The organism is Streptomyces fuscichromogenes (assembly GCF_014645815.1).
Classification (GTDB): Bacteria; Actinomycetota; Actinomycetes; order Streptomycetales; family Streptomycetaceae; genus Streptomyces; species Streptomyces fuscichromogenes.
Map to the genome: position 1 here is coordinate 107,782 of NZ_BMML01000023.1, position 20,638 is coordinate 128,419.

A 20,638-nucleotide genomic window follows, 5' to 3' on the forward strand; every position below is an offset into this window, starting at 1 on the left:
CCGGCCCCCTGCCGGTCGCGCCTACAGGGTGGCCGAGTTGTCGTGGTGGTGGCCGCCCCGCAGGCTGTGCGGGGCGGCCAGGGACGAGGTCACCGGGGTGACCGTCCAGTCGGGGTGGCCGGGCATGCGCGGGGTCGTGGTGCCGTAGAGCCAGTCGCGCAGGAAGCCGGACCGGTCCTGGCCGGTGACCTCGGTGGCCACGGCTATGTAGTCGTCCGTCGAGGCGGAGCCGCGCCGGAAGCGGTCCAGGAAGGTGCGCTCGACCGAGTGGAAGGCGTCCTCGCCGACCAGCTCACGGAACGCGTACAGGACCAGGACGCCGCCGAGGTAGCGCTGGCTGTCGAAGAGGTTGACGTCGTTCGGGGCGGCCACCGGGCCCGAGTCGTGGCGCCACTGGTCGCCGCGGGCGTAGGTGTCCTTCATCCGGGCCTCCATGGTGGTCATGCCCAGCGAGTCCGGCCAGCCGCGTTCGTAGCGGTAGAGCAGCCCGTAGAAGTCGGCGTGGCCCTCGTTGAGCCAGAGGTCGGCCCAGGTGGCGGGCGAGACCAGGTTGCCGAAGTAGGAGTGGACCAGCTCGTGCATCATGTGCGAGCCGATCTTCGCCTCCTCCTGGAGCAGGAAGTTCGGCTTGTACAGGGTGAGGGTCTGGGTCTCCAGCCCGGTGAAGTCGAAGGCGTTCGGGTCGTCGGAGTTGCAGGGCAGCAGGCCGTACGTCTCGAACGGGAAGGCGGCGCCGAGCCGGTCCTCCAGCCAGCCGACCTGGCCCGGGGTGAGGGCGAGCGCCGGTTCCAGGGCGGCCGCGCGGGCCGTGGGCACGACATCCCGCAGCGGCAGGCCGTGCGGACCCGGCCGGTCCCTGACCAGGTAGTCGCCGACGGTGATCTGGACGAGTTCGGTGGCGATCGGCGAGCGGGAGCGGTAGGAGTACGCGGTCCGGTCGCCCGGGAGGCTCTCGGTACGGGTGAGCAGGCCGTTCGCGACTCCGCGCACCCCGTTCGGGACGGTGACGCGGAAGGTGAAGCCGGCCTTGTCCGAGGGGTGGTCGTTGCACGGGAAGACGGTGTGCGCGGAGTTCGGCTGCGGGCAGATCGCGAAGCCGTCCGGGGTCGGCACCCAGGCGGTGTGCGGGAGGGTGCGGCGCGGGTCGGCCGTGTAGGTCACGCACACGGTGGCGTCGTCCCGCTCGCACAGCGGCCGGGCCGGGGTGATCCGCAGCTTCTCGTCCGCCTGCTCGAAGGCGGCGTCCCGGCCGTCGACGCGCACGGCCGAGATGTCCAGGCCGAGGGCGTCCAGGGAGAGGCGGGACAGGTCCTGGGTGGTGCGGATGCGCAGCGTCGCGGTGGCGTCGACCAGCCGGGTGGTGGCGTCGTACGCGAGGTCGAGGTCGTAGGCGAGGACCCGGTAGCCGTCGTTGCCGAGGGCCGGGTAGACGGGGTCGCCGAGGGTCTCCGGGCCCGGGGCCGGGGTGCTGCCCCCGGCCCTCGCCGCGCCGCTTCTCTCCCCCGCGGAGAAGGGACGCGCGAGGGCCGGGGCCCCCGTGGCCAGTACGGTCGCGGTGCCGAGCAGGGCGGCCGCCGGGGCCGTCACTCTGGTGCGATATCTCATGGTCCGCTTTCGCTCGGGCGGCCGGTCGGTCGGTCCGGCCGCCGGTCGATGGTGGCTCGTTCGTCCTGACCACCCTTTTGACCGATCCGGTTGCCTGTCGTATGACAAACGGATCCCTCCGAGTCGCGGACCCCTGTCGAGCATGGGTCGATCACGAGATATCTTGATGTCGAGCAATGTTGCAGACGTGGAGCGGAGCACCCGGTGACTGACTCGACCATCATCTACACCTACACAGACGAGGCCCCGGCCCTCGCGACGCACTCGTTCCTGCCGGTGATCCAGGCGTACGCCTCGCAGGCCGGTGTCGCCGTGGACACCCGCGACATCTCGCTGGCCGGGCGCATCATCGCCGTCTTCCCGGAGTACCTGAACGAGGACCAGCGCATCCCGGACGCGCTCGCCGAGCTCGGCGAGCTGGCCAAGACCCCCGAGGCCAACATCGTCAAGCTGCCGAACATCTCGGCCTCGATCCCGCAGCTGAAGGCCGCCGTCGCCGAGCTCCAGGGCAAGGGCTACGCGCTGCCGGACTACCCGGACGACCCGAAGTCCGACGAGGAGCGCGACATCCGCGCCCGCTACGACAAGGTCAAGGGTTCCGCCGTGAACCCGGTCCTGCGGGAGGGCAACTCGGACCGCCGCGCCCCCGCCTCGGTGAAGAACTACGCCAAGACCCACCCGCACCGCATGGGCGCCTGGTCCGGCGAGTCGAAGACCAACGTCACCACCATGGGCGAGAACGACTTCCGCTCCACCGAGAAGTCCGCGGTGATCTCCGAGGCCGGCAAGCTGAAGATCGAGCTGGTCGCCGAGGACGGCACCACCACGGTCCTCAAGGAGTCCGTACCGGTCCTCGCGGGCGAGGTCGTCGACGCCTCCGTGCTGCACGTCGCTCAGCTCAACGACTTCCTGGCCGCGCAGATCGCGCGCGCCAAGCAGGAGGGCGTGCTGTTCTCCGTGCACCTCAAGGCCACGATGATGAAGGTCTCCGACCCGATCATCTTCGGTCACGTGGTGCGCGTCTTCTTCCCGAAGACGTTCGCGAAGTACGGCGAGACGCTCAAGGCGGCCGGCCTGTCCCCGAACGACGGTCTGGGCGGCATCCTCAAGGGCCTGGAGAACCTGCCCGAGGGCGCCGAGATCAAGGCCTCCTTCGACGCCGAGATCGCCGAGGGCCCGGCGCTGGCGATGGTCGACTCCGACAAGGGCATCACCAACCTGCACGTGCCCTCCGACGTCATCATCGACGCCTCGATGCCGGCCATGATCCGCACCTCCGGCCACATGTGGGGCCCGGACGGCCAGGAGGCCGACACCCTCGCGGTGATCCCGGACTCCTCCTACGCCGGTGTCTACCAGGCCGTGATCGAGGACTGCCGCGCCAACGGCGCCTTCGACCCGTCCACCATGGGCTCGGTCCCGAACGTGGGCCTGATGGCGCAGAAGGCCGAGGAGTACGGCTCCCACGACAAGACCTTCGAGATCGCCACGGCCGGCACGGTCCGCCTGGTCGACGCCGCCGGCAACATCGTGATCGAGCAGCCGGTCGCCGCCGGCGACATCTTCCGCGCCTGCCAGACCAAGGACGCGCCGATCAAGGACTGGGTGAAGCTGGCCGTCACCCGCGCCCGCGCCACCGGCGACCCGGCCGTCTTCTGGCTGGACGAGGGCCGCGCCCACGACGCGCAGCTGATCGCCAAGGTCGAGCAGTACCTGGCGGAGCACGACACCGAGGGCCTGGACATCCGGATCCTCTCCCCGGTCGAGGCCACCAAGCTGTCGGTGGAGCGCATCCGCCGCGGCGAGAACACCATCTCCGTCACCGGCAACGTGCTCCGTGACTACCTGACCGACCTCTTCCCGATCCTGGAGCTGGGCACCAGCGCCAAGATGCTGTCGGTCGTCCCGCTGATGGCGGGCGGCGGCCTGTTCGAGACGGGCGCCGGCGGCTCCGCGCCGAAGCACGTCCAGCAGCTGGTCAAGGAGAACTACCTGCGCTGGGACTCCCTCGGTGAGTTCTTCGCGCTCGTCCCGTCCTTCGAGCAGTACGCCGACTTCACCGGCAACGCCCGCGCCAAGGTGCTGGCCGACACCCTCGACCGCGCCACGGCGACCTTCCTCGACGAGGACAAGTCCCCGACCCGTCGGGTCGGCGGCATCGACAACCGCGGCAGCCACTTCTACCTGTCGCTGTACTGGGCGCAGGAGCTGGCCCGGCAGACCGACGACGCCGACCTGGCCAAGGCGTTCGCGCCGTTCGCCGAGTCGCTCGCCGCCGACGAGCAGAAGATCGTCGACGAGCTGCTCGCCGTCCAGGGCTCCCCGGCCGACATCGGCGGCTACTACCAGCCCGAGAAGGCCAAGGCGGACGCGGTCATGCGCCCCTCGGCCACCTGGAACGCGGCGCTCGCGGCGCTCTGACGCCTCAGGGCTCCCTGGGCACCTCCTGAAGTCTCCGCCCCGGCAGGCACCCCGCCCGCCGGGGCGGAGCCATGTCCGGCCCCGTCACGCGGCCACCGTGGCGGGCGGTGTGTGTCCCGTTCGTGAAGTCTGCATGTCACGCGCGCCGGGTGTCTGGTCCGTCCGGATCCCCTGTGGTTCGCTCAGCGCATGACGGTGCTTGTGAGCCGACGCCACGTGGACTTCGTGCGTGTCACCACCATGGGTTGTCCCGCCGTGAGCTGACGCTCCGGCCCGACCCCGTCCCCCCGTTCTGCCGACGCGTGCCCCTGCGCGCACGCCGTCATGCCTTCCCGCACGAGGAGCAGCACCATGAGCCAGCCCATCGACTCCGTCACCGCCGGTCACACGCCCGAGGAGCCGCCCGCCGGGCCCGACACCTCGGCCTGGTCGTTCGAGACCCGGCAGATCCACGCCGGAGCCGTGCCGGACCCGACCACCGGTGCCCGCGCGACGCCGATCTACCAGACGACGTCGTTCGTGTTCCGTGACACGCAGCACGCCGCCGACCTGTTCTCCCTCGCCGAGCCCGGCAACATCTACACCCGCATCCACAACCCCACCCAGGACGTCTTCGAGCAGCGGATCGCCGCCCTGGAAGGCGGGGTCGCGGCGGTCGCGCTGTCGTCCGGGCAGGCCGCCGAGACGCTGGCCATCCTGACGCTGGCCGGCGCGGGCGACCACATCGTGTCCAGCACGTCCCTGTACGGCGGCACGTACAACCTGTTCCGGCACACGCTGCCGAGGTTCGGCATCGAGGTGTCCTTCGTGGACGACCCGGACGACGCCGAGGCCTGGCGCGCGGCGGTCCGCCCGAACACCAAGGCGCTGTTCGCGGAGACCCTGGGCAACCCGCGCGGCAACGTACTGGACGTCCGCGCGGTCGCGGACGTGGCGCACGCGGCGGGCGTGCCGCTGATCGTGGACAACACGGTCCCGACTCCCTATCTGCTGCGGCCCCTTGAGCACGGCGCGGACATCGTGGTGCACTCGGCGACCAAGTTCCTCGGCGGGCACGGCACGGCGATCGCCGGCGTGGTCGTCGACGGCGGCAGCTTCGACTTCGGCGCGCACTCCGGCCGCTTCCCCGACTTCACCGAGCCCGACCCCAGCTACCACGGCCTGCGGTACTGGCCGGCGCTCGGCCCGGGCGCGTACGCGATCAAGCTGCGGGTGCAGCTGCTGCGCGACCTCGGCCCGGCGCTCTCCCCGCACTCGGCGTTCCTGCTGCTCCAGGGCGTGGAGACACTCAGCCTGCGGCTGGAGCGGCACTCCGCCAACGCCCAGGCGCTGGCCGAATGGCTGGAGCAGCGCGACGAGGTCGCCGCCGTCCACTATCCGGGCCTGCCGTCCAGCCGCTGGTACGAGGCCGGGCAGAAGTACCTGCCGCGCGGCGCCGGCGCGATCGTCTCCTTCGAGCTGCGGGACGGGACCGAGGCGGGCCGGCGGTTCGTGGACGCGGTCGAGCTGTTCAGCCACCTCGCCAACATCGGTGACGTCCGCAGCCTGATCATCCACCCGGCCTCCACCACGCACAGCCAGCTGGACGAGGAGCAGCTGGCGGCGACCGGGACCACACCGGGCCTGGTGCGCCTGTCGGTCGGCATCGAGAACCTCGCCGACCTCAAGGCCGACCTGGAGGCCGGATTCCGCGCCGCCAAGGGTGCGGCGTCCTGAACGCCGTACCGCATCCCGAGGTTCCCCTCTCCCTTCCGCCGGCCGCGGTCTGGCGGAAGGGGGATCCGCCGGGTCACCGGCAGTGGCACGCGGCGGAGAAACCGCTCCCGCTGGAGGCGGGCGGTGAACTCCCCGGCGTACGGCTGGCGTTCGAGACCTGGGGCCGGCCGGCCCCCGATGCCGCGAACGCCGTGCTCGTGCTGCACGCGCTCACCGGTGACAGCCATCTCGCCGGGCCCGCCGGTCCGGGGCACCCGACCCCGGGCTGGTGGGAGGGGCTGGTCGGGCCGGGGCTGGCGCTGGACACCGACCGCTGGTTCGTCGTCGCCCCGAACGTCCTGGGCGGCTGCCGGGGCAGCACCGGGCCCGCCTCGGAGCGGCCCGACGGGCACGGGTGCTGGGGCGGTGCCTTCCCCTTCCTGACCCAGCGCGACCAGGTCGCCGCCGAGGCCGGGCTGGCCGACGCCCTGGGCATCGAGCGGTGGGCGCTGGTCGTCGGCGGCTCGATGGGCGGGATGCGGGCCGTGGAGTGGGCGGTGGCCTACCCGGAGCGGGTCGGGGCCCTGCTGCTGCTCGCCACGACGGCGGCGGCGAGCGCGGAGCAGATCGCCTGGACGGCCACCCAGCTCACCGCGATCCGCACCGACCCCGACTGGCAGGGCGGCGACTACCACGGCACCGGACGCGCCCCGCACACCGGCCTGGGCCTGGCCCGCCGGATCGCCCATGTCACCTACCGCAGCGAACCCGAGCTCGCGATCCGCTTCGGCCGCACCGCACAGCGCACCGAGAACCCCTTCGACGGCGGCCGCTACCAGGTCGAGTCCTACCTCGACCACCATGCCGGCAAGCTGGTACGGCGGTTCGACGCGGGCAGTTACGTGGTGCTGTCGGAGGCGATGAACGCCCATGACGTCGGCCGCGCCCGGGGCGGGGTGCGGGCGGCCCTCGGCCGGGTCACGGCCCGCACCCTGGTGGCGGGCGTGGACTCCGACCGTCTCTATCCCCCGGTCCAGCAGGCCGAGTTGGCGGCGCTGATCCCGTCCGCCGACCGGCTGCGGGTGATCGAGTCGCCGTACGGCCACGACGGCTTCCTGATCGAGACGGAACAGGTGGGCACACTGGTGCGGGAGTTGCTGCGCTGAGAGGACACCGCCGCCGGACCCCGGGAGCTCACCACTCCCGGGGCGCGATCAGCTCCTCGACGTCCGCGTCCTCGAAGCCGTAGGCACGGGCGACGATCCAGAAGTCGCCGGCTATCTCCTCGCGGGCCACGGTCTCGAACTCGCTGCCGGCCGCCTCGAACTCGGCCTCCAGGGCGTTGAACTCCTCGGTCGCCGCGTGGGTGAGGGCGTACAGCGCGGGCAGGCCGGCGGGACGGTCCGCCTCGATGCGCTCGCAGAGCCGGACGAGGATCGCGCGGCCCCGGTCCACCAGGTGATCGGGGAAGTACCCGTCCTTGTACAGCACCGCCAGGAACGCGTGGCCGGTGATCCCGGGATTGCTGATCGGCATGCGGCCGCCCCACTCTCGTCGGTCGTCGATGTGACACCTTGATCCTGCACCCTGCCACTGACAACGCCCGCGGAGCCGCCCGTGTCCCAGCCGTCGTTCGAACTCCTGTCCGGAGCCGCCGGGTCGTCGGTGATCCTGCACGTGCCGCACTCGGCACGGACGATCCCGGCCGGGGTACGGGCCGGGATCGTCCTCGACGACCCCGCGCTGGAGCGGGAGCTGGACCACATCACGGACGCGCACACCGCCGAGCTCGCGGGGGCCGCGGCCGGGCTGGCCGGGGTGACCCCCTGGCGGTTCGTGAACCGGCTGTCGCGGCTGGTGGTGGACCCGGAGCGGTTCCCGGACGAGCGGGAGGAGATGCTCGCCGTCGGGATGGGAGCGGTGTACACGCGGACCACGCACCGGGGTGTGCTCCGCGACGAGTCCGCCGACCCCGGGCCGCTGGTCGAGCGGTACTTCCGGCCGTACGCCCGGGCGATGACGGAGGCCGTCGCCGGGCGGCTGGCGGCGACCGGCCGGGCCGTGGTGATCGACGTGCACTCCTATCCGAGCCGGGCGCTGCCCTACGAGCTGCACGGGGCGGGACCGCGGCCGCCGGTGTGTCTGGGCACGGACGCCTTCCACACCCCGGCCGGGCTGGCCGAGGCGGCCCGCGCGGCCTTCGCGGGGTGCGGGGAGACCGGGCTGGACAGCCCGTTCGGCGGAGCCTATGTGCCGCTGGAGTTCCACGGGACGGACCCGCGGGTCGAGGCGCTGATGGTGGAGATCCGGCGGGACCTCTACATGACCGAGCCCGGCGGTCCGGCGGGCCCGGGAGCGGACCGGCTCGCCGCCGCCCTGGCCGCGCTCGTGGACGCCGCGGGCCGCTGACCCTCCGGCTGGAGCATTCCGGCAGGACACGGGGGGAGGGCCGTACGACCGTGGAGGCATGACCACGGAGACGACCGCGCCCACGACCACGGAGACGGCCGCGCCGGCGGCGACGGAGCCGATCCCGGCCGTCTGCGGGACCGCGCCGCCGGTACGGGACTGGCCCGCGCTGGACCTGGCGGGGACGGACTTCGACCCGGTCCTCGCCGCCCTGATGACGGAGGGTCCGGTGACCCGGATCCGGCTGCCGTACGGCGAGGGCTGGGCTTGGCTCGCCACCCGGTACGAGGACGTCAGGACCGTCACCAACGACCCGCGGTTCAGCCGTGCCGAGGTCACCCGGCGCCAGGTGACCCGGCTGGCCCCGCACTTCAGGCCCCGGCCGGGCTCGCTGGCCTGGGCCGACCAGCCCGACCACAACCGGCTGCGCAAGCCGCTCGCCGGTGCCTTCACGGTCGGCGCGATGAAGCGGCTGCGGCCCCGGGCGCAGGAGATCCTCGACGGACTGGTGGACGGGGTCGTACGGGACGGGCCGCCCGCCGATCTCGTCGCGCGGGTGCTGGAGCCGTTCCCGGTCACCGTGGTCAGCGAGGTGATGGGGGTGCCGGAGGCGGACCGGGACCGGGTGCACGCCTGGACCCGGCAGATCATCTCCACCTCGGGCGGCGTGGAGGCCGCCGAGGCGGCCAAGCAGGGGCTGTACGGGTGGATCACCGAAACGGTGGGTGCGCGTGCCGACGGTCCGGGTGACGACGTGTACTCGCTGCTCGGGACCGCGGTGGCCCGTGGCGAGATCGGCATGGAGGAGGCCGTCGGACTGGCCGGTCCGCTGCAGATCGGCGGCGAGGCGGTCACCCACAACTGCGGGCAGATGCTGTTCCTGACGCTGACGCGGCCGGAGCTGATGGCCCGGATGCGGGACCGGCCGGCGGAGCGCGGGCCGGTCCTGGACGAGCTGTTGCGCTGGATCCCGCACCGCAGCACGGTCGGGCTCGCCCGGATCGCCCTGGAGGACGTCGAGTTGGGCGACGGCACCAAGATCGCGGCCGGCGACCCGGTGTACGTCTCCTACCTGGCGGCCAACCGCGATCCCCGGGTCTTCCCCGGTCCGGACCGCATCGATCCGGACCGCGACCCCAACCCGCACCTCGCCTTCGGCCACGGCACGCACTACTGCACGGGCGCGGTCCTGGCCCGGCTCCAGACCGAACTCCTGGTCGACACGCTCCTCGACCGGCTGCCGGGGCTGCGCCTCACGGTGCCCGCCGAGGGGGTGGAATGGCGCCGCAGGACGATGATCCGGGGGCCGCTGACACTGCCCGTCACCTGGTGACCGGCGGCCGGACCGGGACCGGACCACCGGGGCCGTCCCACCGGCCGTCCGGCCTGTCCACGACCGTACGAAGCGCGGCGGCCAGGAGTCCGGGCGAGGGTCCCGGACCGGCGGCGGGGCTTGCTCCTGCCGGTCCGGGGCGCGGCCAAGTGTGCGGGCCCCGCCGGACCGGGGTGCGGGCGCCGCCGGTCGGGGGTGCGGGCGCGGCCGGTCGGGGGTGCGGGCGCGGCCTCAGGCCCGCAGCCACTCCGTCACGATCACGTCCCGGCCCGTCCGCAGCCGGAGCGCGAACGGACCGGTGGGCGGCGTGTCACTGGCGAAGCGGCCCATGCCGTCGACGGTGAGCGGGCGGGCCGCCGCCGGACCGCCGAGCACCTCGATCCGCGCCGTCTGCGGGGGCAGCAGCTGGCCGAGCAGCCCGTCGCCGGTGACCTCGACGTCCACGGTCAGCGCGCCCGCCTGGAAGGTCAGCATCCGGGGCGGGTCCTCGACGCCTCTGACGGGGATGGCGTCGACCAGGGAGTCGAAGGTCAGCTCGGCGACCCGGGCCTCCAGGTCGTGCAGCACGTAGGCGTCCATGGCCAGTTGGAGCAGCTCGGCCGGGAGCGGGTCGAGCACGGCGGCGGCGCCGCGCAGTTCCTGCTCCAGGAGGTCCGCGTCGAACCCGTCGGCGCCCTCGGCGGTCGCGTCGAGGCCGTCGTCGGGCGGGAAGTCGTCGTCGCTCATACCGCACCCCTCGCGTCGAGCCGGGCCCGCAGCCGGCGCAGACAGCGCTGGCGCAGCGGGCCGATACTGCCCACGGCGATGCCCAGCGCGGCGGACACCTCGACATAGCTGGGCGGCGGCGAGGCCATCAGGACACGCAGCAACTGCCTGCACCGGTCCCCGAGTTCCTCGAACTCCTGCCACAGCATGCGGATCCGCCGGGCCTCGTCGGCCTGGTCCTCCGCGTCGATCAGGGACTGCTCGGGCGTACGGTCCTCGCTGATCCGGTCCAGGACCTGGGGATCGTCGGTCGGCAGCAGCCTGGTCAGTCCCCGGATCACCTTCAGGCACTCGTTGCGTGCCGTGCTGGCCAGCCAGGAGCCCGCCTTGTCCGGCTCCCGGATCCGGCCCAGGTGCTGGGCGAACCGGAACCACACGGTCTGGTAGACCTCGTGCCCGTCGGCGTCGGAGAGCCGGTGTGCGCGCACCACGGACCACACCAGCGGGCTCAGCCCTTCCACGAGCGCCTTCCAGGCCGCCGCGTCGCCGTCGACGGCGGACTGGACCAGCGCGCCGACCTCTGCTCGGTCCACGGTCCCACCCCTCGTGTACGGCAAGTCATCGTACGCCGTGGAGGGGAGTGTTCCGGAACTCAGGCCGTCGTAGCCAGTCCCACGACCGGGACCGGCTGCCAGCTCGCCGGGCGGAGCGCCGGTACAGGGGTGCCGCGCACCTCGGCGTACTCCGAGATGTCCGCCAGGAGCCGACTGCCCGCCGTGCGCGGGTCGGGCTCCTGGTGCGTGGTCATCCGGTCGGCGACGAGGCCGGCCACGATGGGGGTGGCGAACGATGTTCCGCTCCACTGTGCGAACCCTTCGAACATCACTTGGTCCGGTTTGCCGGGGCCGGTCGTCCCGGTGTCGGTCAACACGCCGGTGTGGCGCGGGTACTGGCAGGTGCAGGCGTAGGTGAAGCCGAACCGGCAGGCGTCATAGGTGGTGTGCTGGTACACGTACGGCACGGGTGCGTCGAAGCCGGCCAGGGCGCCGATGAGCTGCTCGCCGGGGGCGTAGACCTTGACCCAGCCGCCGTGGTTGGTGAAGCAGGCGCCGTACTCGCCGTCGCTGCGCAGCGCGCCGACCGAGAGGACCGTGTTCTCGTAGCCGGGCAGACCGGCGCAGGCGGCGGGCCAGAAGGAGGTGGCGCTGCCGTTGTTGCCGGCGGCGGCGACCAGCAGGGTGGACTGGTCGCGCAGGGCGTCCATGAAGGCCTCGACGGCGAGCAGTCCGTCGGCGCTGCCGTTGGAGGTGCCGGCGGAGAGGCTGATGACGTCAGGCCAGCCGTGCTCGTCGACCGCCTCGAAGAGCCTGGCCCCGAAGTCGGACTCCAGGATGGCGCCCGCGTCGTTCAGGGTGTTGGTGACGGTGATGTCGGTGTTGGGCGCGAGGGCGGCGATCAGCCCGGCGATGAACGTGCCGTGGCCGACGTACTGCTGCAGGACGCCGTCGGCGTCGGTCTCGGCGAGCTGCGGATCGCCCTGGACCCGGTCGAGGAGCGGGTAGGAGCGGTAGTCGTGCACCAGACCGGTGTCCATCACCAGGACGCTGACGGCGGTGTCCGGGTCGTGACTCCCGGCCACGGGACGTGGGTTGGGGGTCTGGGTGAGCAGGGCGGGCAGCGGTTCGCAGGGGTTGCAGGCGTTGGCGTTGCCCGTGGTGGACACGACGTGGTTACGGCTGACCAGGCGGCGGCCGGCGCGGCCCTCGGCCTCCCGCAGGGCGCGCAGCGCGTGGCCGACGGCGAGGTCGCCGGTGCGGTCGCCGTGGTCGGGGTCGCCCACCCGGATACGGGTGACGCCGGTGCGGCCGGTCTCCGGTCCCGCCCTGCGCACCTGGTCGGCGATGAGCCCGTCGGTGGCGGTGAAGTGCGCGCGCACGGTGTCCTCGACGACCCGTGCCTCCGCGCCGGCGCGGGCGAGGACGACGCCCTTCTCGTAGAGGAACTCGGCTGCGTCGTCCGGTCCCATCGCCAGTGGTACGTCCGGCATGGAACGCTGGATCTGATCGAACTGCTCATGGAATCGCTGCGGTGCCATGGCCTGTCCCTCCCCCGGAAACGGCGTTCTTCAGTCAGAGTCGCCAGGCCGCCGCTTGATACAGCGTCAAACCTGTGGGGCATGTATGCCCAGGCCACTACCATCCGAGGGGTGACTGCGCGAAGCGATTCGGTTACGGAACTCCTGCCGATGGTGTTCGCCGCCCCCGGCGAGGCCCTGGCGCGGGCGGAGCGCGTCCTGCGGTCCGATCCGTCACCGCTGGAGGCGTCCGTCGCGCACCAGGTCATCGGCATCTGGCAGCGCGACTTCGGGGACCTCGGGGTCGCCCTGGACCATCTGCGGCAGGCCAGGGACCGGGCGGCCCGCGCGGACTCGGCGGAGCGGGAGGCGGACGTCCTGGGCACCCTCGGGGTCGCGTTGGTGCACGCGGGGCGCACCCGGCAGGGCCTGGCCGCGTTCGAGCGCGGGGTGGCCCGGGGCAACGGGCACACCCGGGCCCGGGTGCTGTACCGGCGGGCGTACGTCTGGTGGGTGCTGGGCCGGCACAAGGAGGCCCTGGAGGACCTGCGGCGCGCGATACCGGTGCTGCGGCAGGCCGGTGACGTCATCTGGACCGCGCGGGCGCTGAGCGTGCGGGCCACCGTGCATCTGGCGATGGGCGCGGTGGACCGGGCGGACGCGGACTTCACGGCGGCGGAGCTGCTGTGGGAGACCACGGGCCAGGAGCACGACAAGGCGGTCGCGGTGGAGAACCGGGGTCTGGCCGCGTACCGGTCCGGCGACATCCCGGCGGCGCTGCGGCTGCTGGCCGCGGCCAAGGAGCGCTACGACGAGCTGGGCACGCCGCCGTTCATGCTGTACATCGCGCGCTGCGACGTGCTGATGGCCGCCGGTCTCGCCCCGGAGGCGCTGGCCGAGGCGGACACGGCGATCGCGACCCTGGACCGGATCGGCGGGCAGTCCACCCGCAAGGCCGAACTGCTGCTGACCGCCGCCCGTTGCGCGTTGTCGACCGGGGACGCGCAGACCGCGGTCGCCCGCGCCGCCGTGGCCGTACGGCTGTTCTCGGGGCAGCGGCGGAGCTGGTGGGAGACGCATGCGCGGCTGGTGCTGATCGAGGCGCGGGTGGCGGGCGGGGCCGCGTCGGGGCGGCTGGTGCAGGACGCGGCGGCGGTCGCCGACCAACTGGCCTCCTTCGGCGCGCCTGCCGCGTCGGAGGCCTCGCTGCTCGCCGGGCGGATCGCGCTGGCGCTGGGCTGGACGGCGGACGCGGAACGGCATCTCGGGGTGGCCGCGCGCGGCAGGCACGTCGGTCCGCCGCTGGCCCGGATGACGGGCTGGGCGGCACAGGCGCTGCGGGCTCGGGCGGCCGGTTCGGGCCGGGGTGTCCTGGAGGCGTGCCGGCGCGGCCTCGACGTCCTGGACGACCACCGGATGACGCTGGGCGCCTCGGAGCTGCGGGCCCGGGCCACCGCGCAGGGCGCCGAACTCGCCGCGCTGGCCCAGCAGGCGAGCCTCGCGCACGGCGGCCCGCGCCGGCTGCTGGAGTGGAGCGAGCGGCTGCGGGCCACGGTCCTGGCCGCTCCTCCGACCCGGCCGCCCGCGGACCCGGCGCTGCTCGCCTCGCTCACCGCGTTCCGGGAGATCGCCTCGCGCGCGGAGGAGGCGCGCCGGGAGGGCCGTCCGGTGCCCGCCCTGGAGCGTGAACAGCGGCGCCTGGAACGGGAGATCCGCGCCCGCACCCACCACACCCGGGGTGCGGCCCCCGGTGGCGGCGACCGCTTCGACCCGGCCCGGCTGCTGGACCGGCTCGGCGACGCCCGGCTGGTCGAACTCACGGTCCTGGACGGCCGGGTGCACATCCTGCTGTGCGGACAGGGCCGGGTACGGCGGTTCGCGGGCGGCGCGCTGGCGGAGGCCGTCGCCGAGGCGGAGCACGTCCAGGCGGGACTGCGCCGGCTCGCGCACCCGGGGGCGGAGGCGCGGCTGCCGGTGGTGGAGGCGGCCGGGAAGCGGCTGGAGGAGCTGCTGCTGGGCGCGGCGGCGAGCCGGCTCGGCTCCGGTCCGGTGGTGATCGTCCCGCCGGGCACGCTGCACCGGGTGCCCTGGGCCCTGCTTCCGTCCCTCCGGGAGCGGGTGCTCAGCGTGTCGCCGTCGGCGGGGAGCTGGCTGCGGGCCCGGGAGACCGAGCCGCCGCCGGGCGGCCGTCATGTGCTGGTCCGGGGACCGGGGCTGGCGACCGGGGGTGCGGAGGTGCCCGAGGTGGCGGGCCAGTACGCGACGGCGCGGATCCTGGAGCACGAGGGCGCGCAAGTGCCCCGCGTACTGGAGGAGTTGGACGGATCCGCACTGGCCCACATCGCCGCGCACGGTACGTTCCGGGCGGACAGTCCGCTCTTCTCCTCGTTGCGGATGACCGACGGCCCGCTGATCGTGCACGACTTCGAGCGCCTCGCCCGCAGCCCCTACCGGATCATCCTCTCCAGCTGCGACACGGCCCGCCTCGCCTCGGTGGGCGCCGATGAACTCCTCGGCCTGGTCACGGCGTTGCTGCCACTGGGCACGGCCGGGGTGGTGGCGAGCAGTGCGCCGGTCAACGACGCGGCCGTGGTCCCGCTGATGCTGGCCCTGCACAAGGGCCTGGGCGCCGGACTGTCGCTGGCGGAGTCCCTGCGCGACGCCCGCGCCGCCCTCCCCGGCGACGCCCTCCACCAGGCGACGGGCTGGGCGTTCGCGGCGTTCGGAGCGGCCTGAGCACCCCGAAGGGGCGCGGGGAACTGCGCGACCAGCCACGACGGCGCGGCACTCGGCACATGACGTATCACGGCGCTTGCAGCGGAGCGCTCACGCCGTCTGCCGGTCCGGCTGTTCCGTCAGCCAGGGCAGGGCCGCCCGGTCGCTCGCGCCGAGGCGGGTGTACGCGCTGTAGAGGTGGTTGCCCACCGTCCGCACGGACAGGGTCAGTTGCTCGGCGATCTGCCGGTTGCTGAGGCCGGTGGCGGCGAGGGTGACGATCTGGCGCTGGCGGGCGGTGAGTTCACCGAGGACCAGGCCGGACAGGGCCGGGGTGCGGGCGCCCTGGCAGCGGCGGGCGAGGGCGACCGCGCGGGTGCGGGACATCCGCGCGGCGCGCGGGTCGCGGTGGGCGCGGACGGCCTGGGCATGGGCCTCCGCCGCGAACAGCAGCAGACCGCGCTCCGCGAGTGCCTCGGCCGCCCGGTCGAGGGCCGGCCCGTCGCCGCGGGCGAGGGCCCGCGCGTGCCGGGCGAGCACGCCGTCCAGCCGCCCCGCGGCCCCCACCGCCGCTTCGGGCTCCCCCAGCCGTACGGTGCCGTAGTGCGCGAGACCCCCGTCCCCGCGCACTACGGCACCTTCCCCCGAGTCGGCGGCGGCCAGGGCGAGTTCGGTACCGCAGGAGACGTCGCCCGGCGTCGTCCGCAGTCCCTCCCTCGCCCATGCCGCCGCCTCTCGCAGCTCCCCCCGAAGCCGCGAGTACCGGGCACGCACGGCCGCGTACCCGGCTGGTACGGGCAGGTCTCCCGACGCCAGCCACTCCCCCACCGGGGCCGGCACCTCCCGTACGTCCAACTGCTCGATGAGCTGTTCCAGTTGCTTCTGCTCGTCCTTCAGCGCGGGCTCGCACCGGTCGGCGGTGCGGGCCAGCCGCCGGGCCCGCAGCCGCCCTGCCGAGGCCCGCAGCGCGGGGCCGTGCAGGGGGTGGACGAGGCGGACCGCTCCTCGCTCGTCGACGTGGATCAGGTTGTCGGCCTCCAGCCGTTCGAGTACGGCCAGGTCCAGGCCGTCGTCCAGGTGGAGCGGCAACGGCTCGGCGAGGGCGAGGCGTTCGAGGGTGTCGCGCTCTTCGGGGCCCCGCCCGTCCCGCAGCGGTGCGATGCGGTCCCGTACGGTCGGGGTGAGCGGCAGCGGGCCGCGCCAGGCCCGTTCAGCGGTGCCCGGGACCCGGGTCAGCGCGCCGGACTCGCGCAGCGCGCCGAGCAGGTCGCGCAGCAGTCGCAGATCACCCCGGCACACCTGGTGCAGCCGGCGCACGGTGAGCGGTTCCAGGCCGTCGCCGGCCAGCAGTCGGGCCGTCTCGTCGTACGGCAGCGGTTCCAGGGCGAGGTGGGTGAGGAGTTCCCCGGTCCACAGCCGGGAGACCGCTCCGGGGACGGCTGCCGGGTCGGCGGCGGCCACCACGAGGCGCGGGCGGCCGTGCACGGCGAGCTGGTGGACGAGGGCGGCCGAGGCCTCGTCGAGATGGTGGGCGTCGTCGACGACCAGGAGCCGCACCCCCGACAGGTGCCGGACCGCGCCGGGCAGCGAGGCCCGGTCGGAGAGCAGGTGCGCGAACGCCGCGAACGGAAGGGCGCTGGTCTCGGGGGTGCCGGTCACCCGGACGCAGTCGGTGCCCCGGACGGCCTCGGTGATCAGCCGGGTCTTTCCGATGCCGGCCGGGCCGGTCACGACGACACCCTGCCGGCCGGCCACCGACGACCGCCTGACCAGCTCCAGTTCGTCCGCCCGGCCGGTGAACGGCCAGGGCAGTTCGAGGGTTCGCGCGTCCCGTTCGTAAGTCGTCACGTGAGTATGAGTCGCGTTACTCAGCTCTGATACAGGGGGACTTGAGTAGCTTCCGACTCAGGTGCCCGGCCGGGTCGAACGGCAGTCTGGGCGCATGACCCGACGCTACTGCTCGCTTCCGCGGCAGTCGGCCCCGGAGTTCGCACCGGGACTGGCCGCCGAGCGGCTCGGCGCGCTCGTCGGCGGGCGGCGGATGTGGGTCAACGGCACGACCTTGCACTACTACTTCTTCGACGCCGACACCGACGCCTCGGTGATCCCGGTCCCGGGGACCGCGGAGACCCGCCGGGTGCCGTGGGCCGGTGCCAAGGAGCAGCGGGACGTGGTGCGCGAGTGCTTCCGGGAGTGGCAGGACCTGGGCATCGGGGTGGTGTTCGCCGAGGTCCCCGACCGGTGCGAGGCGGAGCTGCGGATCGGCTTCCAGCAGGGAGACGGATCCTGGTCGGCGGTGGGCCGGGACGCGCTCTCGGTCGGCCTGGGCGAGCGCACGATGAACCTGGGCTGGGACCTGACGGAACCCGACGGGCGCTGGACGGCCCTGCACGAGATCGGGCACGCGCTCGGCATGCGGCACGAGCACCAGAGCCCGTTCGCGGGCGTCCACTGGGACGACGAGGCGGTCTACGCCGACCTCGCCGGACCGCCGAACCACTGGAGCCGGGACCGCACGGACCTCAACATCCTGCGCAGGCTGGACCCGTCGGAGGCCAACGGTGCGGTGTGGGACCCGCGGTCCGTGATGCAGTACCCCTTCGGTCCGGGGCTGATCCTGGAGCCGGAGCACTATCACAACGGTCTTCACCCGCCGGGGTCGCTGTCCCCGGCCGACAAGGAGTTCGTGCTCCGCTGGTATCCGCCGGCCGGGCCGCCGGCGGCGCTGGTGCCGTTCCGCTCGGCGCCGCTCGGTCTGGGCCCCGGCGAGCAGGCCGACTTCGCCGTGGAGCCGCCGGAGACCCGCGTCTACAACGTGGGCACCTTCGGGGAGAGCGACTCCGTCGTCGTGGTCTTCGAGGAGCGTGACGGGGAACCGCGCTACCTCGCCGGCCACGACGACGGAGGCACCCCGCACAACACCGGGATCAGGGTCCGGCTCGTCAAGGGCCGCCGCTACTTCGTCCGCGTCCGTCTCCACTCGGCATGGGGATCCGGGGAGACAGCGGTCATGTGCTGGTGACAGCACGGCCGCGACGCGGAGGTCGGACGACCACTGTCCGGCACCGGGGGAAGAGGTCGTGGCACGTAGCCTTCGGGGGAGGGATACGTGCCACGACCACGCCGGAGACGCCGGAACACCTGCCCGGGGGCGCGGGGAACCGCGCGACCGGCCACGACGCACCCGCACCCGGCGGCGGGCCGTTCCGGTGGCTCGCGAACCGGACGTCTCACTTGCCGGTCAACGGCGTCCCACATTGCGGACCCTGCTTGCGCGGGACGCGGGAGCTGCGGTTATGGTTTCGGCCATCTACGCGGGAGCCCCTCCCCGACCGGGCTGAGAGGGCGTCTGGGATCCGTGTGCCGCTCCGGCGGGCACGGTCCCCATGGGGACGCCGACCGCACCAGCAGCGCTTTGCGCCCCGCGTAGGAGTCCACGTGTCCACAGCAGTCGAGCCGCAGCCCACGGTGGAGCACCACGCTGCCCGCTCCTGTTGTCGTCGCACGTGCTGTCGCCGGTCCCGCTGACCGCGACCTCCCCCGCCTTCCGCACCCCGCTCGTCCTCGCGCCCCCGCGCACACTGCCTCCGGAGTACCCCCATGCCGCATATACGGGTCATGCTCGACTATTTCCACCCATGGCCCAATTCTGCCGGTCTGTACGTCGCCCGTGCCCGACGCTGGTACGCGGCGGCCGGTCTGGACGTCGAACTGGTGGTGCAGGATCCGGGGCGTGGGGACACGCTGGAGTATCTGGCCCGAGGCGAGGTGGACTTCGGGATCTTTCCGCCCAACCGCCTGCTCGCCCGGCGCGCGGCGCTCGGTCAGCCGCTGGTCGCGGTCGCCGCGGTCAACCACCGGGGACTGGAGGCGATCCAGACCACCACCTCGACCGGCATCATCCGCCCCCGCGACCTGGCCGGCCGGCGTCTCGCCTACAACCCGACCCCGCGCGGGCGGGCCATGGTCCGTCATCTGGTGGCGGCGGACGGCGGCGACCCCGACGCGGTGGTCACGGTCGACGCGGGCAGCCGCGAGCTGACGGTGGACGACATCGAGGCGGGCGAGGCGGACGCGACCTTCGGCAACTACTGGTCCTGGGACGCCCTGCGCGGCGACCTGCCCGAGGACAGCCGGCTGACCTGGCCGGTCGACGAGATAGGCGCGCCCCGCTACCACAGCTACCTGCTGGGTACGAGCGAGCGGCTGCGCGACGAACAGCCGTCCCTGGTGCGGGACTTCCTGACCGTGACGGCCCGTGGATACGCCACCGCGGCCGGGCGGCCCGAGGCCACCCTGGAGATGCTGGAGCGGGTCATCCCGTACTTCCCGCGGCCGCTCATCGCCCGCTCCCTCGCCCTGATCGCGCCGACGTGGACGGACCCGCAGGGCCGTTGGGGCGTGATCGACGAGGGCCGGATGGGTCCCTACGCGCACTGGCTCGCCGAGAACGGCGCCATCGCGCACGACCACGGCTGGCAGCGGTCCTTCACCAACAGCCTGCTGGACGTGGCCGCATGACCCTGCTCACCCGGCGGCTCGCCGTCGACTTCAAGCGGGTGGACAGCGCGCTGTGTCGGGCCTGACCGCTCCGCACCGCCGCCCGGCTCCGTTCCCCCGCAAGAAGGACCCTCCACCATGCTCCGCCGCACCGCGCTGTCGGCCCTCGCCGCCCTGACACTGCTCGCCGTCACCACAGCCTGCTCGGCCGACGCCGACTCCACGGCCGCCGCCGAGGACGGCACCACCACGGTCACCCTGGCCCTGGACTGGACCCCGAACACCAACCACACCGGCATCTACGTCGCCCAGGCCAAGGGCTGGTTCAAGGACGCCGGGATCGACCTGAAGATCGTCCCCTACGGCTCGACCGCGCCCGAGACGCTGATCGCGAGCCACAAGGCCGACTTCGGCATCTCCTACCAGGAGGGCGTCACCACGGCCCGCGCGGCCGGCCAGGACATCACCTCCGTCTACGCGGTCACCCAGAAGACGGACGTGACGGTGTCCGTGCGCGCCGACCGCACCGACATCACCTCGCCCAAGGACCTCGACGGCAGGACGTACGCCGGGTTCGGCGCCCCCTACGAGAAGCCGCTGCTGCAGAAGGTGATCAGGAACGCGGGCGGCACCGGCGACTTCAGGCAGGTCACCCTCAACACCTCGGCGTACGCGGCGCTGTACGCCGGCAAGGCGGACTTCGCGATGCCGATGCCGACCTGGGAGGGACTGGAGGCGAAGCTCAGCGGGAAGCCGCTGAAGGACTTCCAGCTCTCCGACTACGGCTTCCCGGCGATCTACTCCACACTGATCGCGTCCTCCGACCGGTTCCTGAAGAAGAACCCGGCGGTGGCACGGAAGTTCCTCGCGGCCGTCGACAAGGGCTACCGCTACGCGGCCGCCAACCCCGACCGGGCCGCCGGTCTCCTCATCGCCGCCAACAAGAGCGTGCTCACCAATACCAAGCTGGTCAAGGAGAGTTCGCGGCTGCTGGCCAAGGAGTACTACAAGGGCACGGACGGCTCGATCGGCACCCAGAGCGCGGCCCGCTGGAAGGCCTTCGCCGACTTCGAGTACGGCGCCGGGCTGCTCGTCGACGCGAACGGCAGGAAGCTGACCAAGGCGCCGGACACCTCGGCGTTCTTCACCAACACCTACCTCCCGGCCGCCAGGTGAGGCCC

Annotated in this window: 15 protein-coding genes; 9 read left to right on the forward strand and 6 right to left on the reverse strand. The window is 73.2% G+C overall.

Annotated elements, in window-relative coordinates:
• Positions 1-21: 21 nt before the first annotated feature.
• Positions 22-1,605: a M1 family metallopeptidase gene (locus IEZ11_RS37625; RefSeq protein WP_189267495.1), complete on the reverse strand. Its 1,584-nt coding sequence runs from the start codon at positions 1,603-1,605 to the stop codon at positions 22-24.
• Positions 1,606-1,809: 204 nt separating this feature from the next.
• On the opposite strand from IEZ11_RS37625, the gene IEZ11_RS37630 reads away from it, so the two are divergent.
• The 3 genes from IEZ11_RS37630 to metX all read left to right on the forward strand — a co-directional run bounded on the left by IEZ11_RS37630 (position 1,810) and on the right by metX (position 6,887).
• Positions 1,810-4,026, forward strand: coding sequence for an NADP-dependent isocitrate dehydrogenase (locus IEZ11_RS37630; RefSeq protein ID WP_189267496.1), 2,217 nt, complete (start codon positions 1,810-1,812; stop codon positions 4,024-4,026).
• A 351-nt stretch (positions 4,027-4,377) separates the two neighbouring features.
• Positions 4,378-5,742 (forward strand): bifunctional o-acetylhomoserine/o-acetylserine sulfhydrylase, encoded by a 1,365-nt coding sequence (locus IEZ11_RS37635; protein WP_189267497.1) that lies wholly within the window; start codon positions 4,378-4,380, stop codon positions 5,740-5,742.
• Positions 5,739-6,887, forward strand: a complete 1,149-nt coding sequence (metX, locus tag IEZ11_RS37640) for a homoserine O-acetyltransferase MetX (protein WP_189267589.1) — start codon at positions 5,739-5,741, stop codon at positions 6,885-6,887. The genes IEZ11_RS37635 and metX overlap by 4 nt, the downstream gene beginning before the upstream one ends.
• 28 nt (positions 6,888-6,915) lie before the next feature.
• On the opposite strand, the gene IEZ11_RS37645 is transcribed toward metX, so the two are convergent.
• Positions 6,916-7,257, reverse strand: a complete 342-nt coding sequence (locus IEZ11_RS37645; protein ID WP_189267498.1) for a DUF5713 family protein — start codon at positions 7,255-7,257, stop codon at positions 6,916-6,918.
• An 81-nt stretch (positions 7,258-7,338) separates the two neighbouring features.
• Between IEZ11_RS37645 and IEZ11_RS37650 the strand changes: the two genes are divergently transcribed.
• The gene (locus IEZ11_RS37650; RefSeq protein ID WP_189267499.1) at positions 7,339-8,130 is read left to right on the forward strand and encodes an N-formylglutamate amidohydrolase; all 792 of its coding nucleotides are present in this window, start codon (positions 7,339-7,341) and stop codon (positions 8,128-8,130) included.
• Between the two features lie 58 nt (positions 8,131-8,188).
• Positions 8,189-9,463: a cytochrome P450 gene (locus tag IEZ11_RS37655; protein WP_189267500.1), complete on the forward strand. Its 1,275-nt coding sequence runs from the start codon at positions 8,189-8,191 to the stop codon at positions 9,461-9,463.
• 231 nt (positions 9,464-9,694) lie between these two features.
• Here the strand turns inward: IEZ11_RS37655 and IEZ11_RS37660 are convergent, their stop codons facing one another.
• Genes IEZ11_RS37660 through IEZ11_RS37670 form a run of 3 tightly spaced genes read right to left on the reverse strand, consistent with a single transcriptional unit; the run spans position 9,695 to position 12,263 of the window.
• Positions 9,695-10,189, reverse strand: coding sequence for a hypothetical protein (locus IEZ11_RS37660; protein WP_189267501.1), 495 nt, complete (start codon positions 10,187-10,189; stop codon positions 9,695-9,697).
• Positions 10,186-10,785: an RNA polymerase sigma factor gene (locus tag IEZ11_RS37665; protein ID WP_373295021.1), complete on the reverse strand. Its 600-nt coding sequence runs from the start codon at positions 10,783-10,785 to the stop codon at positions 10,186-10,188. Before IEZ11_RS37665 ends, IEZ11_RS37660 begins: the two co-directional genes overlap by 4 nt.
• Positions 10,786-10,820: 35 nt before the next feature.
• Positions 10,821-12,263, reverse strand: a complete 1,443-nt coding sequence (locus tag IEZ11_RS37670) for a S8/S53 family peptidase (RefSeq protein ID WP_189267502.1) — start codon at positions 12,261-12,263, stop codon at positions 10,821-10,823.
• Positions 12,264-12,374: 111 nt separating this feature from the next.
• On the opposite strand from IEZ11_RS37670, the gene IEZ11_RS37675 reads away from it, so the two are divergent.
• Positions 12,375-14,978, forward strand: coding sequence for a CHAT domain-containing protein (locus IEZ11_RS37675; protein WP_229713608.1), 2,604 nt, complete (start codon positions 12,375-12,377; stop codon positions 14,976-14,978).
• 90 nt (positions 14,979-15,068) lie between these two features.
• Here the strand turns inward: IEZ11_RS37675 and IEZ11_RS37680 are convergent, their stop codons facing one another.
• Positions 15,069-16,805, reverse strand: coding sequence for a LuxR family transcriptional regulator AbsR2 (locus IEZ11_RS37680; RefSeq protein WP_189267503.1), 1,737 nt, complete (start codon positions 16,803-16,805; stop codon positions 15,069-15,071).
• A 94-nt stretch (positions 16,806-16,899) separates the two neighbouring features.
• Between IEZ11_RS37680 and absR1 the strand changes: the two genes are divergently transcribed.
• The 3 genes from absR1 (at position 16,900) to IEZ11_RS37695 (ending at position 20,633) form a co-directional block, all read left to right on the forward strand.
• Entirely contained in the window at positions 16,900-17,979 is a 1,080-nt protein-coding gene (absR1, locus tag IEZ11_RS37685) for a beta-glucuronidase AbsR1 (protein WP_189267504.1), read from the forward strand.
• Between the two features lie 596 nt (positions 17,980-18,575).
• Complete coding sequence (locus IEZ11_RS37690; RefSeq protein ID WP_229713609.1) at positions 18,576-19,478, forward strand: ABC transporter substrate-binding protein; 903 nt, start codon at positions 18,576-18,578, stop codon at positions 19,476-19,478.
• A 117-nt stretch (positions 19,479-19,595) separates the two neighbouring features.
• Positions 19,596-20,633: an ABC transporter substrate-binding protein gene (locus tag IEZ11_RS37695; RefSeq protein ID WP_189267506.1), complete on the forward strand. Its 1,038-nt coding sequence runs from the start codon at positions 19,596-19,598 to the stop codon at positions 20,631-20,633.
• The last annotated feature ends 5 nt before the right edge of the window (positions 20,634-20,638 follow it).